At 39.9% G+C, this 18,186-nt stretch carries 16 protein-coding genes; 8 read left to right on the top strand and 8 right to left on the bottom strand.

Features of this window, described 5'->3' with window-relative positions; all coding sequences use genetic code 11:
• Positions 1 to 5: 5 nt before the first annotated feature.
• The 4 genes from GQR52_RS13350 to GQR52_RS13365 form a co-directional block, all read right to left on the bottom strand.
• Positions 6 to 392: a hypothetical protein gene (locus GQR52_RS13350; protein WP_165728764.1), complete on the bottom strand. Its 387-nt coding sequence runs from the start codon at positions 390 to 392 to the stop codon at positions 6 to 8.
• A 190-nt stretch (positions 393 to 582) separates the two neighbouring features.
• The gene (locus GQR52_RS13355) at positions 583 to 1,041 is read right to left on the bottom strand and encodes a thioredoxin (RefSeq protein WP_165728765.1); all 459 of its coding nucleotides are present in this window, start codon (positions 1,039 to 1,041) and stop codon (positions 583 to 585) included.
• Between the two features lie 142 nt (positions 1,042 to 1,183).
• Positions 1,184 to 3,151: a hypothetical protein gene (locus tag GQR52_RS13360; RefSeq protein WP_165728766.1), complete on the bottom strand. Its 1,968-nt coding sequence runs from the start codon at positions 3,149 to 3,151 to the stop codon at positions 1,184 to 1,186.
• Positions 3,152 to 3,372: 221 nt separating this feature from the next.
• Positions 3,373 to 4,299, bottom strand: coding sequence for a LysR family transcriptional regulator (locus tag GQR52_RS13365; RefSeq protein ID WP_165728767.1), 927 nt, complete (start codon positions 4,297 to 4,299; stop codon positions 3,373 to 3,375).
• A 174-nt stretch (positions 4,300 to 4,473) separates the two neighbouring features.
• On the opposite strand from GQR52_RS13365, the gene GQR52_RS13370 reads away from it, so the two are divergent.
• Both GQR52_RS13370 and GQR52_RS13375 read left to right on the top strand, forming a co-directional pair.
• Positions 4,474 to 5,151: a glutathione S-transferase family protein gene (locus tag GQR52_RS13370; RefSeq protein ID WP_165728768.1), complete on the top strand. Its 678-nt coding sequence runs from the start codon at positions 4,474 to 4,476 to the stop codon at positions 5,149 to 5,151.
• A gap of 49 nt (positions 5,152 to 5,200) precedes the next feature.
• Positions 5,201 to 6,328, top strand: coding sequence for a zinc-binding dehydrogenase (locus tag GQR52_RS13375; RefSeq protein WP_165728769.1), 1,128 nt, complete (start codon positions 5,201 to 5,203; stop codon positions 6,326 to 6,328).
• Between the two features lie 397 nt (positions 6,329 to 6,725).
• On the opposite strand, the gene GQR52_RS13380 is transcribed toward GQR52_RS13375, so the two are convergent.
• Positions 6,726 to 7,373: an Abi family protein gene (locus tag GQR52_RS13380; RefSeq protein WP_165728770.1), complete on the bottom strand. Its 648-nt coding sequence runs from the start codon at positions 7,371 to 7,373 to the stop codon at positions 6,726 to 6,728.
• A gap of 491 nt (positions 7,374 to 7,864) precedes the next feature.
• Between GQR52_RS13380 and GQR52_RS13385 the strand changes: the two genes are divergently transcribed.
• Positions 7,865 to 8,350: a hypothetical protein gene (locus GQR52_RS13385; protein ID WP_165728771.1), complete on the top strand. Its 486-nt coding sequence runs from the start codon at positions 7,865 to 7,867 to the stop codon at positions 8,348 to 8,350.
• Between the two features lie 307 nt (positions 8,351 to 8,657).
• Here the strand turns inward: GQR52_RS13385 and GQR52_RS13390 are convergent, their stop codons facing one another.
• Entirely contained in the window at positions 8,658 to 9,863 is a 1,206-nt protein-coding gene (locus tag GQR52_RS13390) for an anhydro-N-acetylmuramic acid kinase (protein WP_165728772.1), read from the bottom strand.
• Between the two features lie 149 nt (positions 9,864 to 10,012).
• On the opposite strand from GQR52_RS13390, the gene GQR52_RS13395 reads away from it, so the two are divergent.
• The 4 genes from GQR52_RS13395 to GQR52_RS13410 all read left to right on the top strand — a co-directional run bounded on the left by GQR52_RS13395 (position 10,013) and on the right by GQR52_RS13410 (position 14,250).
• Positions 10,013 to 10,513 carry a GNAT family protein gene (locus tag GQR52_RS13395; protein WP_165728773.1) on the top strand — a complete coding sequence of 167 codons (501 nt, stop codon included), beginning with the start codon at positions 10,013 to 10,015 and terminating at the stop codon, positions 10,511 to 10,513.
• A gap of 181 nt (positions 10,514 to 10,694) precedes the next feature.
• Positions 10,695 to 11,723: an NADP-dependent oxidoreductase gene (locus GQR52_RS13400; protein ID WP_007377416.1), complete on the top strand. Its 1,029-nt coding sequence runs from the start codon at positions 10,695 to 10,697 to the stop codon at positions 11,721 to 11,723.
• Between the two features lie 50 nt (positions 11,724 to 11,773).
• The gene (locus GQR52_RS13405) at positions 11,774 to 12,391 is read left to right on the top strand and encodes a glutathione S-transferase (RefSeq protein WP_010554991.1); all 618 of its coding nucleotides are present in this window, start codon (positions 11,774 to 11,776) and stop codon (positions 12,389 to 12,391) included.
• Positions 12,392 to 12,630: 239 nt separating this feature from the next.
• On the top strand, positions 12,631 to 14,250 hold the full coding sequence (locus tag GQR52_RS13410; protein ID WP_024607430.1) for a methyl-accepting chemotaxis protein: 1,620 nt from the start codon (positions 12,631 to 12,633) through the stop codon (positions 14,248 to 14,250).
• 71 nt (positions 14,251 to 14,321) lie between these two features.
• Here GQR52_RS13410 and GQR52_RS13415 read toward each other — a convergent pair whose 3' ends face one another.
• Positions 14,322 to 14,630 (bottom strand): YkgJ family cysteine cluster protein, encoded by a 309-nt coding sequence (locus GQR52_RS13415; RefSeq protein ID WP_010554993.1) that lies wholly within the window; start codon positions 14,628 to 14,630, stop codon positions 14,322 to 14,324.
• 45 nt (positions 14,631 to 14,675) lie between these two features.
• Positions 14,676 to 16,604, bottom strand: a complete 1,929-nt coding sequence (locus GQR52_RS13420; RefSeq protein WP_165728774.1) for a RecQ family ATP-dependent DNA helicase — start codon at positions 16,602 to 16,604, stop codon at positions 14,676 to 14,678.
• Positions 16,605 to 16,878: 274 nt separating this feature from the next.
• Between GQR52_RS13420 and GQR52_RS13425 the strand changes: the two genes are divergently transcribed.
• Positions 16,879 to 18,183 carry an NAD(P)/FAD-dependent oxidoreductase gene (locus GQR52_RS13425; protein WP_007583476.1) on the top strand — a complete coding sequence of 435 codons (1,305 nt, stop codon included), beginning with the start codon at positions 16,879 to 16,881 and terminating at the stop codon, positions 18,181 to 18,183.
• Positions 18,184 to 18,186: the final 3 nt, after the last annotated feature.

Here is an 18,186-nt window from a genome sequence, read left to right on the forward strand (position 1 = left end):
TGGTGTTACCTTAATTTATTATATATAAGCCAACTAGTTAAACCCATTGAAAGTACTAATAAATGAAGAACCAATGTTACACGATCAAACTCACTAAAAAGACTAAGTAAAAAAACTGGAAGTATACTTAAGATTAAAACTACAGGTAATTTAAATAAATTTAACTTTTGGAGTAATAAGCTAATAGGTAATCCGTAAATGAACATTAAAGGATAGAAATAAAATAAACTTCCCATCCCTATTGATACACCAAAACCAACATCTAAAATTAACGAACTCACAGAAGTATAGTTTTCTATGCCCGCATAAAAATAACAAAAACCAAGGATTGGTAACGCAATTAAAGGACTAAGAATCGCAGCAATCAAATTTTTACGTAGATCCTTAGACATATTAAGAAACACCATAACGAGCTTGTAGATTAATTCGTTTTTTATTTGTTTTAATTGATATGCAAACCATAGCTGAATTCCTATTTTGGCCTTACACATTAAAGTATCAGGAGACTACTCATAGCAGCCCAACAGCTAACTTATAAACCTATTTGCTAAATCGTTAACCCCAAATACGAACAAGCTCTATTTACAAACCCTGTGTTAAATCTTGTGCCAATGTACCCATTGGCTTTTCAATTACGCGTACTAACTCTTTACCATCGTCTTTTACTATAAACGTAGGGGTGTATTGCAAGTCATTAGCCTGTGCAATGCCTGCATCGTCTTGCTTGTTGTAACCTACGGCCACATATTCAATGCTTGCAAGTTCAACTTTCGACGCATCAAGTAACTTAATCAGCTTTGGTACTTCGCGCTCACTGTCGTGGCACCACGTACCAAATAATACAATAAGCTCTTTGCCTTCTAGCTTTTGCATTAGGGCTATATCTTGTGCTGTTGGTGTATACGCTTTGTATTGCTCGTTAAACTTGTTGTAGTCGCTTAGCAGTTCTTGCGTACTTATCTCGCCCGAAAATGGCGCCGTAGCAGCGCAGCTTACAAGCGGCATGCTTAAAGCACACAATAAAATTAATTGTTTAAACATAAGGTACTCTTTAATTAGGTATTTAATTAAGTATTAAATTAAGTATTAAATTAGGTATTAAATTAGGTATTAAATTAGGTATTAAATTAGGTATTAAACGACTATACCCAATATTGAGCGCGGAGTGAACAGCTCAAGACCGTTACTTTTTATCCATAAAAAAGTTAACTTGCGATAAGTTAGTTAAATATTCTCGCCTTATGTCTTTATTTTCAGCCAGCTTGTCTAAATCACCAATTAAGGTAACTAACTTATTATGAGAATGACTGCTGGTTGTTTTAAAGTCGTCTTGCTTTTCGTCGCTGTCAACACGCTCTTTTTTATTCATGTTGTAGCTGTTTTCGTTTTCTTCAAGCCAAATATCGTCAATTAAGCGAATGTCACTTTTACTAATGGTTTGCTCTTGCATCGCCATTTGCAGCTCGTATTGATTTGTTTCCGGGCTAAACGCATACATTTTTGTATCAATATCAACTTCGTGAGACTGATCAAGCCCCGCAAGTTCTTTATTTTTTACTGCGGTACCTACGTTATAACTCTCTTCTTTGTCGTAGTAGTCAGGGCGACTGTATTGATAATCAAAGTGGCTACTTACATTTTTACTTTGTGTTAAACCGCTAAGCTCGCCTAATTGGGTTTGCTCAGTCGCTTGGCTTAGCTCAATAGTGCTTTTAGGCTGATAGTCGCCACTATCCAGTGCATAAGAAAACGTAGCATCAAAATCAGCGAGCTTAGAAATCCCTGCTCCCAATGTATTTGGCGCTTTATTACCAAGCCCTTGGTAACGGGGATCGTTTGTGACCATGTTATCAACTAAATCGGCAACCATAGCGCGCCCGTCATTAAATTGCTTATCTGCAAGTGACTCTATATTGCTATAACGTTCAGCCGCTGACGACATACTTGTAAAAGCGCCTTTAAATAATGCAAAACCTTGCTGCATTGTCTCATCCCCTTTACGACCAAATGCCGAGTCTTTACTATCCTCGGTACTGTTTACTCGGCTATCTTCTAAGCTTTGATCGAGGGACGCTAAATACTGCTGCATTTGCTGTGTGTCTTCAGCGCCAATGGTCGACATATCGAGTGCAAAGTCGATTTCGTTTTTCCCATTCTCAGCCTTAAACACAAGTGCTTGTTGATTTGTCGCTTCATCTATTGAGTAACTTAAATCAAGCGTGTTTTCGCCTGTATCAAGCGCATCATTTTGCGTTGTTGAAAACGACACATTAAAACCCGCTAGCTGCTCACTATTAAAGCCTGCTAAAAAGTCTAAACTCATGTCTGTTTGGTTTGGGACTATAAGAGGATTGAATGAATTTTCACTCACTTTAAAAAACTCATCGGCCATTTCACCAACACCCGCCATAACCTGCGTTAAAGCCGCATGTTCAGCCTCAGATAAATCGCCATTTACTTCGTAACTTATGCCAAAGCCATCAACGGCTTCGCCCGTTTTTTCATCAAAGCCTTGTGACGAATTAAAAGTGATATTTATTACATCACCCTCTTTGGTTTTTACCGAGAGCTCAAATAAATAATTATCGTCATCCTCGTACTTGCTACGGTTAGCACTTTCCATATAAGGATTAAGCGTGCGCTCAACACGTTGCTGGCTTGAGGCTAAAAACGTTTTTTGCTCATGCCCAAGTTGCCCCAAGCTTGATAAAATATCGCTGGTATTAGCATAAGCACCCTGAATATTTTTAACAGATGTATTTAATCGCTCAATTAATTGGGTGCTGTTTTCATTTTTTAATAACCCCTCATTCTGAGAGCTTATTACGGTGCGCAGGGCGAGTTCTTCATCGGAGAGTTTATAGTTAAGCGTGCTAGGTGTGCTTGAAATAGTAAATAGCGAGGTAAGTTGCTGTTGTAAAATATCCCCTACTTTTTGATTGCTAGTTATTGTTTCGTAAAGTGTTTCATCATTTAGCTGGCTTAATAACTCGTCGGTTATTTTAGGCGCATTAATTTGTAAATCATTAATAGCTTGAAGGTCGCCACTGCTGTGTAGTGAAGGTGTCGCAGATGTTTGGTTCGCGTTATTAACTGATTGGGCAAGCACAGTGCTTAGATTAGCCTGACTGCCAAATATATTATTAACCATGATTATCCTTAATCGCTAAACCCTATTAAGTAACTTATCGGGCGCTTAGTTAAAAGCTTTAGCCTAAAGGCGCATTTTTTACCTATTATTTATACAAATAATTTATTAATAAGTTAAACAAACATAATATACATCTGGTAAAAATAAACCGGATAAGCGTAGGTCGGATAAGCGAAGCGCCATCCGACACTCTATTAATCTACCCACCTTACTCTTAAGGGTTATTTTATTTGCTTACTATCTTCACCTGTTTCTTTTATTCTTTGTACTAAAAAATCGACCGCCGCTTTTACCTTTGGTACCAAATAACGTTGTTTTTGATACAACAAATAAACAGCCATATTAGAATTTTGAGTTATTGCCACCTCATGCTCAAACTTAAGCTCTTGTAACTCGCCCAACTCAAGGTATGAAGCCAGTGCCCATCGAGTTGACATTAAAATACCTTCCCCGTTACATGCTTTTTTGGCAAGCCACGACCCGTTATTTGAAATAGCGACCGCAGGCCCAGAAACGTCATGCCATTGCTCATCTACTTTACATAACCACGGCGTTGGCCCTGAAGGCGTTTTAAAATAAAGCCCATTATGGTGCTTTAATTCCATGGCGTTACTTGGCACTCCGTGTTTTTGTAAATAGCAGGGGGACGCCACAGGTATAAAGCCATTATCCATAAGTTTTATTGCTATCACGCGCTCATTGGGTGCATAACCACCACGAATAGCAATATCAACATCGTCACGGCCAAGTGTCGACAGCTCATCGCTTAAGCTTACATCGAGTATTATTTCGGGGTATAACGCGCTAAGCTCATCAAGCAGCGGCATGAGCATTTTGTCGCCAAAACCTACCATGCAACTTATAGATAAACGCCCCTTTGGGGTTGTTTGGTAACTTCGAACCGTTTCGTGGCTTTGCTCAAGCTGGTTCACTATTTTTTGTACATCGCTGTAGTAAATTTGCCCTACTTCGGTCAGCTTAACTATGCGGGTTGAGCGTTTTAAAAGCGTAGCCCCTAGGCTTTTTTCTAAATCGGCCACTCGCCTCGACAACGACGAAGGCGGCACACCAAATGCTTTTGCGGCTTTGGTAAAACTGCCCGTTTCAACCACTTTAATAAAATACCGTATGGCTTTTAGTTGATCCAAGTCGCCTCTCCATTAAATAAAATTCTTTATTGTCTTAAAGACAAAAGTGATTCGCATTTTCCCTTATATATAAGCAAATTAAAACAAGTAATAATAGGTTCAACTTAAACACGGGGACCAAAATTGCATTATTTGGCAATGAGTATCCTCACGTTAATAATGGAAAGCTGACTTATGATTACTTTGCACGGTTTTGCTGCTAGCAATTATTACAACCTAGTTAAACATGTACTTTTACACAAACAACTGCCATTTAAAGAACACCTTGTTTACGGTGGAAGTGAAGAGTTATTAGCAATCAGTCCTGCAGGTAAAGTGCCGGCAATAACCACAGCCAATGGCCTTAATATTTCAGAGTCGAGTGTTATTTGCGACTTTATAGAAGAGTCGTACCCGCAAACTCCGCTATACCCTGAAGATGCAGGTGAGCGCGCAGTTGTTCGTCAAATTATGAAAATAGCAGAGCTTTATTTTGAACTGCCAAGCAGACGGTTCATCCCTTATGTATTTTCGGGTAATGAAGTTCCTGAGGCTCTTAAAACAGAAGTACGCCAAGTATTAACTCGCGGCGTTACTGCATTAAACAAACTAGGTAAGTTTTCACCTTGGATTGCAGGCGAGCAATTCACAATGGCAGACATTTACGTTTATTACGTAAACACTATTGTTAGCGCTTTTGGCTCTACTCAGCTTGATTGGGATGTACTAGCACAAGTTCCCGACATGAAAGAGTGGAACGAATCAATGAGTCAATTAACCATTGCACAAAGCATAGAGGCCGACCGCCAAGCAAATATGGCTGACTTTATGCAAAAAGTGAAAGCTCAAATTCAAGCAGCAAGCGCTAAATAGCCCTTAGCTATAACAGTAATCAATACTCATTTTTGTAGGAGCAAACATAATGACAGATAAAAATATCCAACTTACTTCAACTATCAGCGAAAACAACACACTAACACTTGCCTTAAAAAACATCGAGATGCCAAAGCCGAATGCCGATGAAGTGGTTATTCGCATTGAAGCTGCACCATTAAACCCATCAGACTTAGGCGTTTTATTCAGCGCAGCTGATATGTCTACTGCAAAGCAATCGGGTACTGATGAAAACCCAGTAATTACTGCCGATGTTCCAGCTCAATTTATGCCATCACTTAAAACACGCGTAGGTAAAGCCACACAAGTAGGTAATGAAGGCGCAGGCACCGTTGTAGCAGCAGGTTCATCACCAGCCGCACAAGCATTAATGGGTAAAACCGTTGCTGTAATTGGCGGTGGTACGTATCGTCAATTTATTTGTGCCAATGTACAAAGTTGCCTAGAGCTAAAAGAAGGGACTACCGCTAAAGAAGGTGCATCATCTTTTGTTAACCCACTTACCGCACTAGCAATGGTAGAAACCATGCGCGCTGAAGGTCATAAAGCTATTATTCACGCGGCTGCAGCTTCTAATCTTGGCCAAATGCTAAACCGTATTTGTATTGCTGATGGCGTTGATTTAATTAATATTGTTCGTAAACCAGAGCAAGAAAAATTACTGCGCGATATGGGTGCAAAATATATTGTTAACTCAAGCAGCGACACTTTTTTTGCTGACCTAACCGCTGCAATAATCGAAACCGGTGCAACTATAGCGTTTGACCCAATCGGTGGCGGCCAACTAACAAGTGACATTCTTAACTGTATGGAAGTTGCAGCTGCACGCGATATGAAAGAGCACAGTGTTTATGGCTCAGACACTTACAAACAAGTGTATATTTATGGTGCATTAAACCGAGGCCCTATCACAATAAACCGTAACTTTGGTTTTGCATGGGGTGTAAACGGATTCTTGTTATTTAATGCCTTAGGTAAATTAGGCACAGATACAGTAATAAAAATGCGCAAACGTATTGCAGACGAAATCACCACTACATTTGCGAGCAACTACACGCACGAAGTGTCATTAGCTGAGGTATTACATTTACAATCAATCGCGGCTTATTCTAAACAAGCAACAGGCGAAAAGTACTTAATTAAACCTCAAGCTTAATTAAATATTCTTCGTTAAAAATTAAAAACCACAGCGCTTAGCACTGTGGTTTTTAAATATAAAAGCAGATGCTAATTAGGTATCTGCTTTTTATTTGGTCGTTGTAAAAACTAGCTCGGAGTATTTACTTTGGCTAATAAATTACACTCGTGGATTTCAAGCATTCCTCTAGACAGCTTTCAACTAAGATTGTACTTTCCGCTCGCTACAAATAGTCAAGTGTGTGAGCTAATCAACTGTATCCGCTCAATCTTCAAAACTATGAGAGGAAAAATATTAATGAGCCTATGTACTTTGTTTTGGTGAGAGATCTTTGGGCATAGATGGAGTTATGACTTTTTCTCATTTTTTAGACTCAGTTTTCCCTTTTATGTGCCAAATAAATTTTTTAATACTTTCATATAACTGGGTTCAAAAGTAAATTATTAACCTTTTCTATTTCATCCAACCATATTTTTGTTTCTTTACATCGCATTGCCACAGTAGTTTCAATTAAAGGATAAATATCAAGTAACTTATTGTGATTGAAAATAGGCTCATGATGAGCGATTCGATTTCTTATTTTTCTTATTACAAAGCAAGCTTCTTTTAATAGCGTTCTAATTTGCGCCCCAGTTAGGTTATCAGCATTTGGAAATGCAGTCTGAATATGAACGTTCCAAATACGCCCATCATGCCTTCGCGTTAGCATTTCTTCCCACCAAGATAACTTTAACTCTGGTAACACCTTGCCTAACCCTTGGTAATTATTGCTAACAATGCTTAATAGCTCTTTTTTATTTTTATAAGCCAGTGAGTTTTGAAATACCGTATTAATAGGCCAATCAGTACCATATCTTTTTGCAATAGCTTCACTAATAGCATTACGTAATACCACTTCATATATATGTAAAGGAAATAAAAAATCAGATGATAAATTTGCATTCCATTCATATAGCGAGAGAGCTTTTATACCGCAATCAACACCAGTACTCGCAATGACAGCATTTCTGTATGTTGTAAATCGACTAATTGATATGGTCTTTTCAATTGCTTTGTATCGCATTAACTTTCCATCTTATAAGTTTTTCTTTATCTTTGGTTGATCATAATACATTTTCTGGTAATATGTTTATTGAGAGCTTTGGATATCCCTGTTTATGCAGCCCACCAAAGACAAAAGATAAAGAATAAACCCATGCTTAGGCGTGGGTTTTTTCGTTCTGATGCCAGTTGCTTGAGCTTAATTTATTTTTTACTGTGGGATAAAGTGTTTACACTAAAATATAATTTACATTATATTTTTTATTTACTCATTTTACATAGCATTACTGGTTAGCGGCTTTATCTAGTCAATACTCACTCGCCTGACTTTGCTGTATATGACTATCTACTCTAAATGTATCACAAACTGTTTTCATATTAGAAGTGCAAAGATCCTCTTTGATCAAACCACTCAATAATTGTACTAATTAGTGCAATTAGTCATAAATCTGTAACCTTGATCCGCGATAATCTCTATCCGATAAATGAATAAACTCAAGAAGACTAAGTAAGATGAGTACACCCTTAGTGCAACTAACATTTGCACAGCAATCATTTGATGATTCTATGTCTGCGGCGATGAGCCACGCTATGGAATATGAAAAGCTATCGCTAAAAGCCAATGCTGCGCATAACATTACGCTGCAGTGTGTGTTGCCTGATGGCGCAAATGAGAGCGATGTTATTTCACTAAGTGCTACGCAGCCCAGTGCGCGTGGGGCGCAGTATTTTACTGAAAAAATGCTAAGCAATGACGACCTTGAATCTGGTACTGTAAACCTTACTTTAAGTAACATTACACAAAGCCAATGTTTTGTAGTGCAAATGATGCTGCACGGAAAAAACACGACCTTAAAAGAAAGCCAACAACTCGATGTGTACATTAAAGCATTTGAGCAAGGCTATATTCCTGAACACATAACAACTGAACATGCTAAGCCTCAGGGCGTTCGTAGCTACTTTGCGAGTATGGGTTCTACGTTTTTATCGCTGTTTTAGTGCTGGCTGCACTTAAATTACGCGACGCTACTTATAAGTTATTAGGGCGTGTTGATCTTTGGTGGGTGAATTTGCAGCAGTATGTTTGGTTTTTAGGCAAGGCAGAGCCTATGTAGTGTGGTTATTCCCCATAAATTGGCGATAACGCAGCATAAATACCAAACATGCGCTGCCCTTTGGGTTCTTTCTAGGGACGATTAACTCTTTGTTGCTCGGTTTTTACTTAGCCCACTAGGTTACAAACCTCGCGCCGCGATTTAATCGCCCCTAGATTGAACAAATTTCAATCCACAAAGATCAACACGCCCTAGTCTGCAAAACTTACTTTACCCATAGTAACTCCCGCAATACCTTGTGCAGTATTACTTAGGTGTTGCTGCTCTCCTGCTAAGCATTCGTTTGCTAAAATAGCAAATAACACGGCCTCTTTTGCATCAGGGTTAATACCTAAATCGTCGGTGTTTTTAAAAGCCTTAATAAGTGGGCAAAGCGTTGTAAGTTGCGCCATTAGTAACGGGTTATGAATACCGCCACCACTTGCATACACCACACAATTTTGTGCGTGCTCTGCACACTCGTTTAATGTATTTGCTATAACGGTTGCAGTAAAGGTATTTAAAGTGGCCATTACATCTTCATGGCTTAAATGGTGAGTATTTGTAACCTGCTGTGCAGCATTTAAATACGCTAAGTTAAATACCTCAGGCCCTGTGGTTTTAGGCATTGGGAGTTTAAAAAATGCGTTATTACACAATGCATTCAATAATGGTGTATTTATCTTGCCTGCTTTTGCTATTTTTGCGCCATCGTCATAATGCATATCTTTAAAATGTTGCTGTACGTAGGCATCCATAATGGTATTACCGGGGCCAATGTCGGAGCTAAACACACCGTTTGCATCACCATTTTTGGGTAAAAACGTTAAGTTAGCAATGCCGCCCATATTTAGCAAAATCCGACTCTCAGCAGCGCTCGAAAAATACAAATAATCGCCATACACAGCCAGTGGTGCGCCCTCGCCTCCTGCGGCTATGTGTTTTTGTCTAAAATCACCAATGGTTGTAATACCCGTAGTAACGGCTATTTGGTCACTATCGCCAATTTGTAAGGTGCCATTAGTAAAGCTTTTGTGGTTATGCTGCGACTGCGGGCAGTGATAAATGGTTTGCCCGTGGCTTGCTATTACATCAATACTTGCAGGGTTTATATTCCACTTAGCTAAGCACTGGTTAACCATATTGCCATGGAGTTTACCTACCCACGGGTGCAGTAAAGTAACAATCTCTAAATCGCATTCTCGCTTAGCAAATACCTGCTTTATTTTAGTTTTATAATCGTCGTTGTAATCAACAGTAGTAAAATTTAAAACCTCAATGTGTGTATTTAAGCCCGCGCCCGTTACTTTACACAGTGCAACATCAAGCCCGTCCAACGAGGTACCGCTCATTAAACCAATAATTAAACGGCTTGGTTTTTGGGCGCTGTTATAAAGCGCTTTAATGTGAGGGTGCATAATGGCATCTAAAATAGGTGTAATATTTTGCTTATATTAGAGGACTTTAAAACAAAGTAATAGCCGTAAACCGTTTAATTTAGGTTCTGATTGTTTAACTCTTAAATGATTGTTAAGTTAGTGTGCATACTAAAAATTTATGAAAAAATATGATCACCCTCAGAGAGTTTAAAGCCCAAGACGCGCCTTTTATTATTAGCACCTTAAATGATGAACAGGTAACGCGTTATTTATCGTCAAAAATTCCGTTTCCTTATACGCAAGCCGATGCTGATTGGTGGATAAACCAAGGCTCAAAAAACGGCGTAATTGATGCAACAGTTAAAGCCATTGAGGTAAATGGGCAATTTGCGGGCTGTATTGGTGTAACTCCCGGCGAATTTGAATACAGCCACAGTGGCGAAATTGGTTATTGGCTAAATAAAGCCTATTGGGGGCAAGGCATTATTACTCGCGCTATTGAACTTATATGCAATGAAGCGTTTGCAAGCTCACACATAAACAGAATTTTTGGCGCTGTGTTTGCTGGTAATACCGGCTCTATGAAAGCACTTATTAAAAGTGGCTTTGAGCAAGAGGCTGTGCTTAAACAGGCCATTTATAAAAACGGGGTGTTTTACAATAGCCATATTTTTAGCAAGCTAAAATAAACCATTTAGAATAAATACTCTGCAAAGGTTGAATTATCAACCACCCGCCCAAAACTCCTTTATTAAGGTACGCATTGTACATATTCATACTGCTTAGCCGCGCATTATTGTTTAGCTGATCACGATTTTTAAAGCGTAAACATTCGGTAAGTAGTTTATTTATATTAATAGGAGATCTTATATGTCTACGACTAGTCGCCAACTTACTCTTGAATCACGCCCTAATGGCGCTCCAACAGATGAAAACTTTAAATTAAAAACGGTAGAGCTTCCTGCATTAAAAGACGGCGAAGTTTTACTACGTACCATTTACCTATCGCTAGACCCATACATGCGTGGTCGTATGAGTGATGCTAAGTCGTACGCTGACCCAGTTAATATTGGTGATGTAATGGTTGGCGCAACAGTGTGCCAAGTAGAAGAGTCTAAAAACGATAAGTTTAGGATCGGTGAATGGGTACTTGCCTACACAGGTTGGCAAGACTACGCCATTACCGACGGCGAAGGCTTAATGCAGTTAGGTAAAGAGCCTGCAAACCCTTCATACGCATTAGGTATTATGGGTATGCCTGGCTTTACTGCTTACATGGGTTTACTTGATATTGGCCAGCCTAAAGAAGGCGAAACCGTAGTTGTTGCAGCAGCAACAGGCCCTGTAGGCGCAACGGTTGGTCAAATAGCTAAAATTAAAGGCTGTAAAGTAGTGGGTGTTGCTGGTGGTAGCGAAAAATGTGCACACGCCGTTGAAAAACTAGGGTTTGATGCCTGTATTGATCACAAAGCTGATGACTTTGCAGAGCAGTTAGAAAAAGCCTGTGATAAAGGCATTGATGTTTACTACGAAAATGTGGGCGGTAAAGTATTCGACGCCGTACTACCATTACTAAATACCGCAGCGCGCGTACCATTGTGTGGTTTAGTATCGCAATATAACGCTACTAGCTTGCCAGAAGGCCCAGATCGTTTAGGTATGCTAATGGGTCAATTGCTTACTAAGCGTATTAAAATGCAAGGCTTTATCATTTTTGATGATTACGGCGACCGTTACGACGAGTTTGCACAAGACATGCAAAAATGGCTACAAGACGGAAAAATTCAATACCGTGAGCACATGGTAGAAGGCATCGAAAATACAGTAGGCGCGTTCAACGATATGATATGCGGTAAAAACTTTGGTAAAACTGTGGTTAAAATTAATAACCCACTTTAATTTTAAACGGTTTGTAAGGCCAAGTCCTTACAAGCCACAAAAGGACTGACATGATCAAACTACACCATTTAAATAAATCACGTTCTAAACGCGTAATTTGGCTTTTAGAAGAGCTAAATGTTGACTACGAAATTGTGGCTTATCAGCGTAATAAAGACACATTTTTAGCCCCTGACGAATTAAAGCATATTCATCAACTTGGTAAGTCACCGGTAATTGAAGATGGCGGTTTAATTATTGCTGAATCAGGCGCTATTACCGATTACCTTATTACTAAATACGGCAATGGTAAATTTGCTCCAAAAGTAGATACCGCTGAATATGTTGACTACCAGCAATGGCTGCACTTTGCAGAAAGCTCAGCAATTTTACCGCTTTTACTTAAAATGTTTGTACTAAAAGACGGCGCTAAAACGCAGTTTTTAGAAGGCTATGCTGACGCTGAAACAGCTAAAGTAATTAGCTACTTTAACGACCGCCTTGAAGGTAAACGTTATTTAGTGGGCGATACCCTAACGGGAGCTGATTTTATGATGTCGTTTATTGTTGAAATAGTTAAAAACTCAGGTCAATTAGCGCACTTTAAAAACCTCGTTAAATACGACGAGCAATTACAAAGTCATGAGAAGTTTCATACAGCTAATGAGCTAGAAGCAAAGTACGACTAACTACTTTTATATAATCTTTTTGTATAATCTTTTTATACAACATCAAGGGGCATTTAGCCCCTTTTTTAATGCCTGAAAAACACTCCTCATTAAAGTTACGCTTGTAAACTAAATTAACAAACAATCCCTTATTGCTAATAAAACTTTAATTAATAAGGCATAATGCTGCTATTGTTTTAGAATAATCACTAATAATACAAGCTGCTCTTGCGCGTATTGACTCACACTTGGGATCAACCATGACCATAAACATGCGTTTAACGACCGGCTTTGGCGTAATTTTATCAATGATGCTTATTTTAACCATTATTGGCATTTCGCGCGTTAGCCTCATTAATAATAACATTACCCACATGACCGACGTAAATTCGGTAAAGCAACGTTACGCAATTAACTTTAGAGGCAGCGTACACGACAGAGCAATAGCCGTGCGCGATGTAGTGCTAATTACCGATCAAAGCAGTTTAAGCTCCGTGTTAAAGAGCATAAAAGAGCTAAACGCATTTTACCAAACGTCAAGCCGGTCTATGGCCGAGCTAATGGGTAATATGAATAATGAAGAGCGCGCTCTAATTAATAAAATAAATCAAATAGAGCAGCGCACTCAACCTTTCATTCAAGGTGTTATAAACGCTAAAAATGCAGGAAACCTAAACGAAGCTGAGCGCATTTTATTGACCGATGCACGCCCTGCGTTTACCCAGTGGCTAAATGTTATAAACCAATTTATAAACCTACAAGAACAAGCAAATCAAACCACCACTATCGATACTCTCGATATTGCCAGCTCGTTTAAAATTTGGATGATTTCGCTCACCGCACTTGCCTTTTTAATAGGCATAAGCGTTGCGTATGTTATTAGCCAACTGATCAGAAATTCAGTAGGTGGCGAACCACAAGAGGCTGCTGAAGTAATTGCCCTTATTGCGCAAGGCGATTTAAGAGGCGATGTACAGTCGTGTTGCCCAAATAGCATGATGGCTTCTGTAGGGGTGATGCAATCTAAATTAAAAACCATTGTAGATAGCATTATTAACTCATCTGAAGAGCTTTCTACTCACTCTGCAAGCGTAGCGTCTGGCTCGCAGCAAGCACTTAGTGCCGCTGACGCACAAGTAACTTATACAAACTCGGCAGTAAGCAGCCTAGAAGAAATGAGCCGCAGTATTCATGCTGTAGCCGACTCAGTTAGGCAAACAGAAGATAACTCAAAAATAACCGCGCAATTATCGCAGCAAGGTAGTATTGCAGTGCAAAAAGTAGCGGCCGAAATTGAGCAAATCTCAGTAACCGTAAAAGCCACAGTTACCCAAGTAAACGTGCTGCAAGAACATGTAAAACACATTGGCGATATTTTAAGTGTGATCCGCAGTATTTCTGATCAAACAAACTTGCTTGCACTAAATGCAGCAATAGAAGCTGCAAGAGCAGGCGAAACAGGCCGAGGGTTTGCTGTTGTTGCTGACGAGGTAAGACAACTTGCCCAGCGTACTGGTGATGCAACAGGCGATATTGAAAAGATGATTTTGCAAGTACAAGAAAACACGCAAGCGTCGGTAACAGCTATGGAAACCACAGTACCACAAGTAGAAAATGGCCTAACGCTTACTCACGAAGCAAACGAGTTACTGCATCAAATACAGCAACAAGCTAATGACTCATTAAGTAACGTGCTTGAAATTGTTGAATCAACATCAAACCAAGTAGCCACCGTGGCGCAAATTAGTACTGGCGTAGAAGAAATTGCCAGTATGTCCAAAGAAACCAGCATGTCGCTTAACAGTAACGCACAAGAAGCCGTTGCATTAGCTGACCTTTCAAACACGCTTAAAAAGTATATTAGCTACTTTAAAGTTTAATTTTTATAGTAAGCAATAAACAAAGGGGCTTTTAAGCCCCTTTGTTGTTTATGTACATTAATAATAGCGGACTATATACCCGCTAAATCGCGCTCGGTAATACACTCACCCGAGGCCATTTCAAACTCGCGACATACTAATGGGCGGTTTTCGTAAATAGAGCACATAAGCGTATTGCGGTCGAGTGCTTGGCACCAACCGTCGTCAGCGCGTTTCATTACTTCACTGCCCCATTTATCGTATTCTATATAGTTAAAAGGCACGCCAGTGTCGGTTACTATGCGCACTTCTAATTGGCAACAACAGGCTTGGCAGTTAGCACACGTAACGGGCTCTGGGGTAGTAGAAATATTTTCAACGGGGATAACAATATGAGGCATAGTGGCTTACTTTTTTGAATAAGCCACTAGGATACAGTAACTAATTTAACGCGCTAGTAGTTTTGCTTTAATATCGCTGTAACGCATTTGCTCACACAGTGCAAAACCACTCAGCTGGCGTACTTTATTACGCGCAAATAACGGCACACTCATCCCCGCTAAAAAGCGGCATTGGGTTTCAATCCCCACATTATTATTACCCTTGCCCGCCATATGCGCTAAAAACTCATCAACTTTTTGATAAATAAGCTGATCGTCAATATATGCAGGCTCTATAGAGTACTCAAGCTTAACCGCATGCCCTCTACACACACTACAATGCCCACATTGCTCAGGTGCATTTTGATCGTCAAAATAGCGCGCTAAGTTATAGCTTAAGCAACTTTGTAGCTCAAAAAAGCGCACAAGTGCAGCAATACGTTTAATTTCGGCTTGTTCTTTGTCGGTAAAGTAGTCGTGAAGTTGCTGGGCAAGTTCTGGGTTATTTATAACCTCGCTATGCACTTTGTATACTTGGGTAATACGTTTGGTTTCGAGCGTTATTAGGTTTTTTTCAGCTAGGTAATCAAGAGCAGCCACTACGCGTTTGCGATCAACCTGCGCGGCTTGCGTAAGGGAGTCAAAATTTAGCGTGCCCCATATTTTTTTAAAATCGGTATGGCTAAATATTTGTGTTAAAAATGCTTGGCGTTGCTCATCAAAATGACCAAGTAGCTCGTTTTTATCAACCAAAAATTTGTATTTAAAATCGGCGTAGTAGGCATATTGCGGCGTTATAGCGCCTTGCATTTCAAGCTGTACAAGTAAGGTTTTAAGTGCCAGTTGCCTAATATTACTTTCGCTCGATAAGCTGTATTCTTGCATTTCCCATTGCTGGTGGCTTTGGCGAATATCGTTAATTACGTATTCAATACCGCTAAGCTCAGGGGTGTCGCCATATACAAAGTTTTCTACCGTATTTAGGCCGTCTAGGTTAGCAAGCGTGTAACAATTTGATGGATCGCCATCGCGCCCTGCTCGGCCAATTTCTTGGCTGTAGTTTTCTATCGATTTAGGTAAGTCGTAATGTATAACAAAGCGAATATCAGATTTATCAACGCCCATACCAAAGGCTATGGTTGCCACTACAACGTTAATTTTACCGCCCATAAAGTCATCTTGAATTTGCCAGCGTAGCGTATCTTCAAGCCCTGCATGGTAAGCAACGGCATGCACACCTTGCGCACTTAGCACATTAGCAACTTGCTCAGCGCTTTGCTGTAGCGTTACATACACAATACCAGGGCCACTTTGCGCGCGTACAATGTTGGCAAGCTCGGTGTTTTTATCGGCGGTTTTAACGCTCAGCACGCTTAAATCTAAATTAGCGCGGTAAAAGCCCGTTTGCACAATGCACTCAGGCGCAATAGCAAAGCGCTCTGCCATATCGCGTTTTACTTTTTTAGTGGCCGTTGCAGTAAGTAACAACACTAAAGGAATATTAAGCTCTTCGCGGTAACGCGGCAGTTTAAGGTAGTCGGGTCTAAAGTTATGGCCCCATTCTGATATACAGTGCGCTTCGTCTACCACTAACATCGAAAGCGCCACTTGGCTTATAAACTCTCTAAAACGCTCGTTTTTAAAGCGCTCAACCGACACCATTAATACTTTAATTTTACCGTTTCGCACATCATTCATTACGGTGCTGCTTTGCATTTGATCTTGGCTCGAATCAAGGCTGGCAGCATAAATACCTTTGCTATTTAAAAAGCTAATTTGATCTTTCATCAATGCAAGTAAAGGCGAAACCACTAAGGTTAAATTTGGTAAATGCAACGCAGTTAATTGATAGCACAACGATTTACCCGAGCCGGTCGGAAATATAGCCAACGACGATTGACCATTTAAAAGCTGCTCTATAGTTTGTTGTTGCCCTGTTCTAAACTGGCTAAAACCAAAGTGCTGCTCAAGTGATTGAATTAGTGGCGTGGTCATAAATGTCCTTTTGATGGCTAAACAATAGTCATGCTTATAAAAATGCGGTGTAGATAAAATATTTGCAACTCGGTGTGTATGAAATATTTGCAACTCAGTATACAACAAATAACATTATTTATTGCTGACATCGGTTTTATTTAGGCGCAAACTAGGCACCCATAAAATGAGTAGTAACTACTTGTTGCCAAAATAATTTATTGATACCCAAGTCACCTTAAAAAACTAATAAAAATACAGATCACTTGGGTATATTATTTTTAAGGGCAACGTTATGAGTATTACAATACCTAAAATCGTCGTTATTGGCGGTGGTGCTGGCGGATTAGAACTTGCAACCCAACTGGGGCATAAGCTAGGGAAAAAAAAACAAGCTGATATACTGTTAATAGACAAAAACCGTACCCACATATGGAAGCCGTTACTGCACGAAGTAGCGACAGGCTCTATTGACCCTGATTTAGATGGCGTTGTGTATTCAGCCCATGCCGCAAAACATCATTATCGTTTTCAACTTGGTACTTTTTGCAATATAGATCAAAGCAATAAAACAATTACCCTCTCCCCATTAAACGACGAGTTAGGCCACACTATTTTACCTGGCCGTACAGTTCGTTACGATCACCTTGTTATTGCCATCGGCAGCGTAAGTAACGACTTTAATACCCCTGGTATAAAAGAGCACTGCTACTTTTTAGATTCAAGCCAACAAGCAGAGCGCTTTCAGCACTCATTACTAGATAGCTTTACGCGCCTTCACCAAGACGACAACCAACAGCAATCACTTAATATTGCCATTGTAGGCGGCGGTGCTACGGGTGTTGAACTCTCAGCTGAGCTTTACCATGTGTCTGAGCTATTAAAGCTTTATGGCTTAACAAATATGTCGTCTAAGCGTTTGCATATTCATTTAATTGAAGCCGGACCGCGTATTTTACCTGCATTACCTGAGCGTATTGCCGTAAGTGCCAAGCGTGAGCTATTAAAACTTGGCGTAAACGTGCGCGAACAAACGCAAGTGAAAGAAGGCACCGCACAAGGCTTTATCACCAAAGACGAAGAACACATTGATGCCGATATAATGGTGTGGGCGGCAGGCGTAAAAGCACCTGATTTTATTAAAGACTTAGGTGTTTTTGAGCTTACTCGTAGCAATCAAATTCAAGTAAACGAGTTTTTACAAAGCACCGTTGACGAAAGCATTTTTGTATTAGGCGATTGCTGCGCATTTACCCAAGCCGACGGCAAGCAAGTACCACCACGCGCACAATCGGCGCACCAAATGGCGTTATGCGTCGAAAAAAATCTCATCGCAACGCTAAAGCAGCAACCACTACGCGGCTTTAAATACAGCGACCATGGCTCGCTAGTTAACTTATCGAGCTACAGCACGGTAGGTAACTTAATGGGCAACCTAACCAGCAATACCTTTTTTATTGAAGGTAAAATTGCCCGCTTTATGTATATATCTTTATACCGTATGCACCAACGCGCCATACACGGCAGCGCAAAAACCTTTGCATTATGGATAAGCGAAAAAGTGTTGCGTGTAGTGCGTCCTAAAATGAAATTGCATTAAAAG

It is taken from the genome of Pseudoalteromonas sp. 31A1 (genome assembly GCF_011378815.1).
Classification (GTDB): domain Bacteria; phylum Pseudomonadota; class Gammaproteobacteria; order Enterobacterales; family Alteromonadaceae; genus Pseudoalteromonas; species Pseudoalteromonas arctica.

Coding starts and splice junctions, on each gene's coding strand:
- GQR52_RS13375 (WP_165728769.1), top strand. CDS start 5,201: ATGACAGATAAAAATATCCAACTTACTTCAACTATCAGCGAAAACAAC.
- GQR52_RS13400 (WP_007377416.1), top strand. CDS start 10,695: ATGTCTACGACTAGTCGCCAACTTACTCTTGAATCACGCCCTAATGGC.
- GQR52_RS13385 (WP_165728771.1), top strand. CDS start 7,865: ATGAGTACACCCTTAGTGCAACTAACATTTGCACAGCAATCATTTGAT.
- GQR52_RS13395 (WP_165728773.1), top strand. CDS start 10,013: ATGATCACCCTCAGAGAGTTTAAAGCCCAAGACGCGCCTTTTATTATT.
- GQR52_RS13420 (WP_165728774.1), bottom strand. CDS start 16,604: ATGACCACGCCACTAATTCAATCACTTGAGCAGCACTTTGGTTTTAGC.
- GQR52_RS13355 (WP_165728765.1), bottom strand. CDS start 1,041: ATGTTTAAACAATTAATTTTATTGTGTGCTTTAAGCATGCCGCTTGTA.
- GQR52_RS13360 (WP_165728766.1), bottom strand. CDS start 3,151: ATGGTTAATAATATATTTGGCAGTCAGGCTAATCTAAGCACTGTGCTT.
- GQR52_RS13390 (WP_165728772.1), bottom strand. CDS start 9,863: ATGCACCCTCACATTAAAGCGCTTTATAACAGCGCCCAAAAACCAAGC.
- GQR52_RS13405 (WP_010554991.1), top strand. CDS start 11,774: ATGATCAAACTACACCATTTAAATAAATCACGTTCTAAACGCGTAATT.
- GQR52_RS13380 (WP_165728770.1), bottom strand. CDS start 7,373: ATGCGATACAAAGCAATTGAAAAGACCATATCAATTAGTCGATTTACA.
- GQR52_RS13370 (WP_165728768.1), top strand. CDS start 4,474: ATGATTACTTTGCACGGTTTTGCTGCTAGCAATTATTACAACCTAGTT.
- GQR52_RS13415 (WP_010554993.1), bottom strand. CDS start 14,630: ATGCCTCATATTGTTATCCCCGTTGAAAATATTTCTACTACCCCAGAG.
- GQR52_RS13425 (WP_007583476.1), top strand. CDS start 16,879: ATGAGTATTACAATACCTAAAATCGTCGTTATTGGCGGTGGTGCTGGC.
- GQR52_RS13350 (WP_165728764.1), bottom strand. CDS start 392: ATGTCTAAGGATCTACGTAAAAATTTGATTGCTGCGATTCTTAGTCCT.
- GQR52_RS13410 (WP_024607430.1), top strand. CDS start 12,631: ATGACCATAAACATGCGTTTAACGACCGGCTTTGGCGTAATTTTATCA.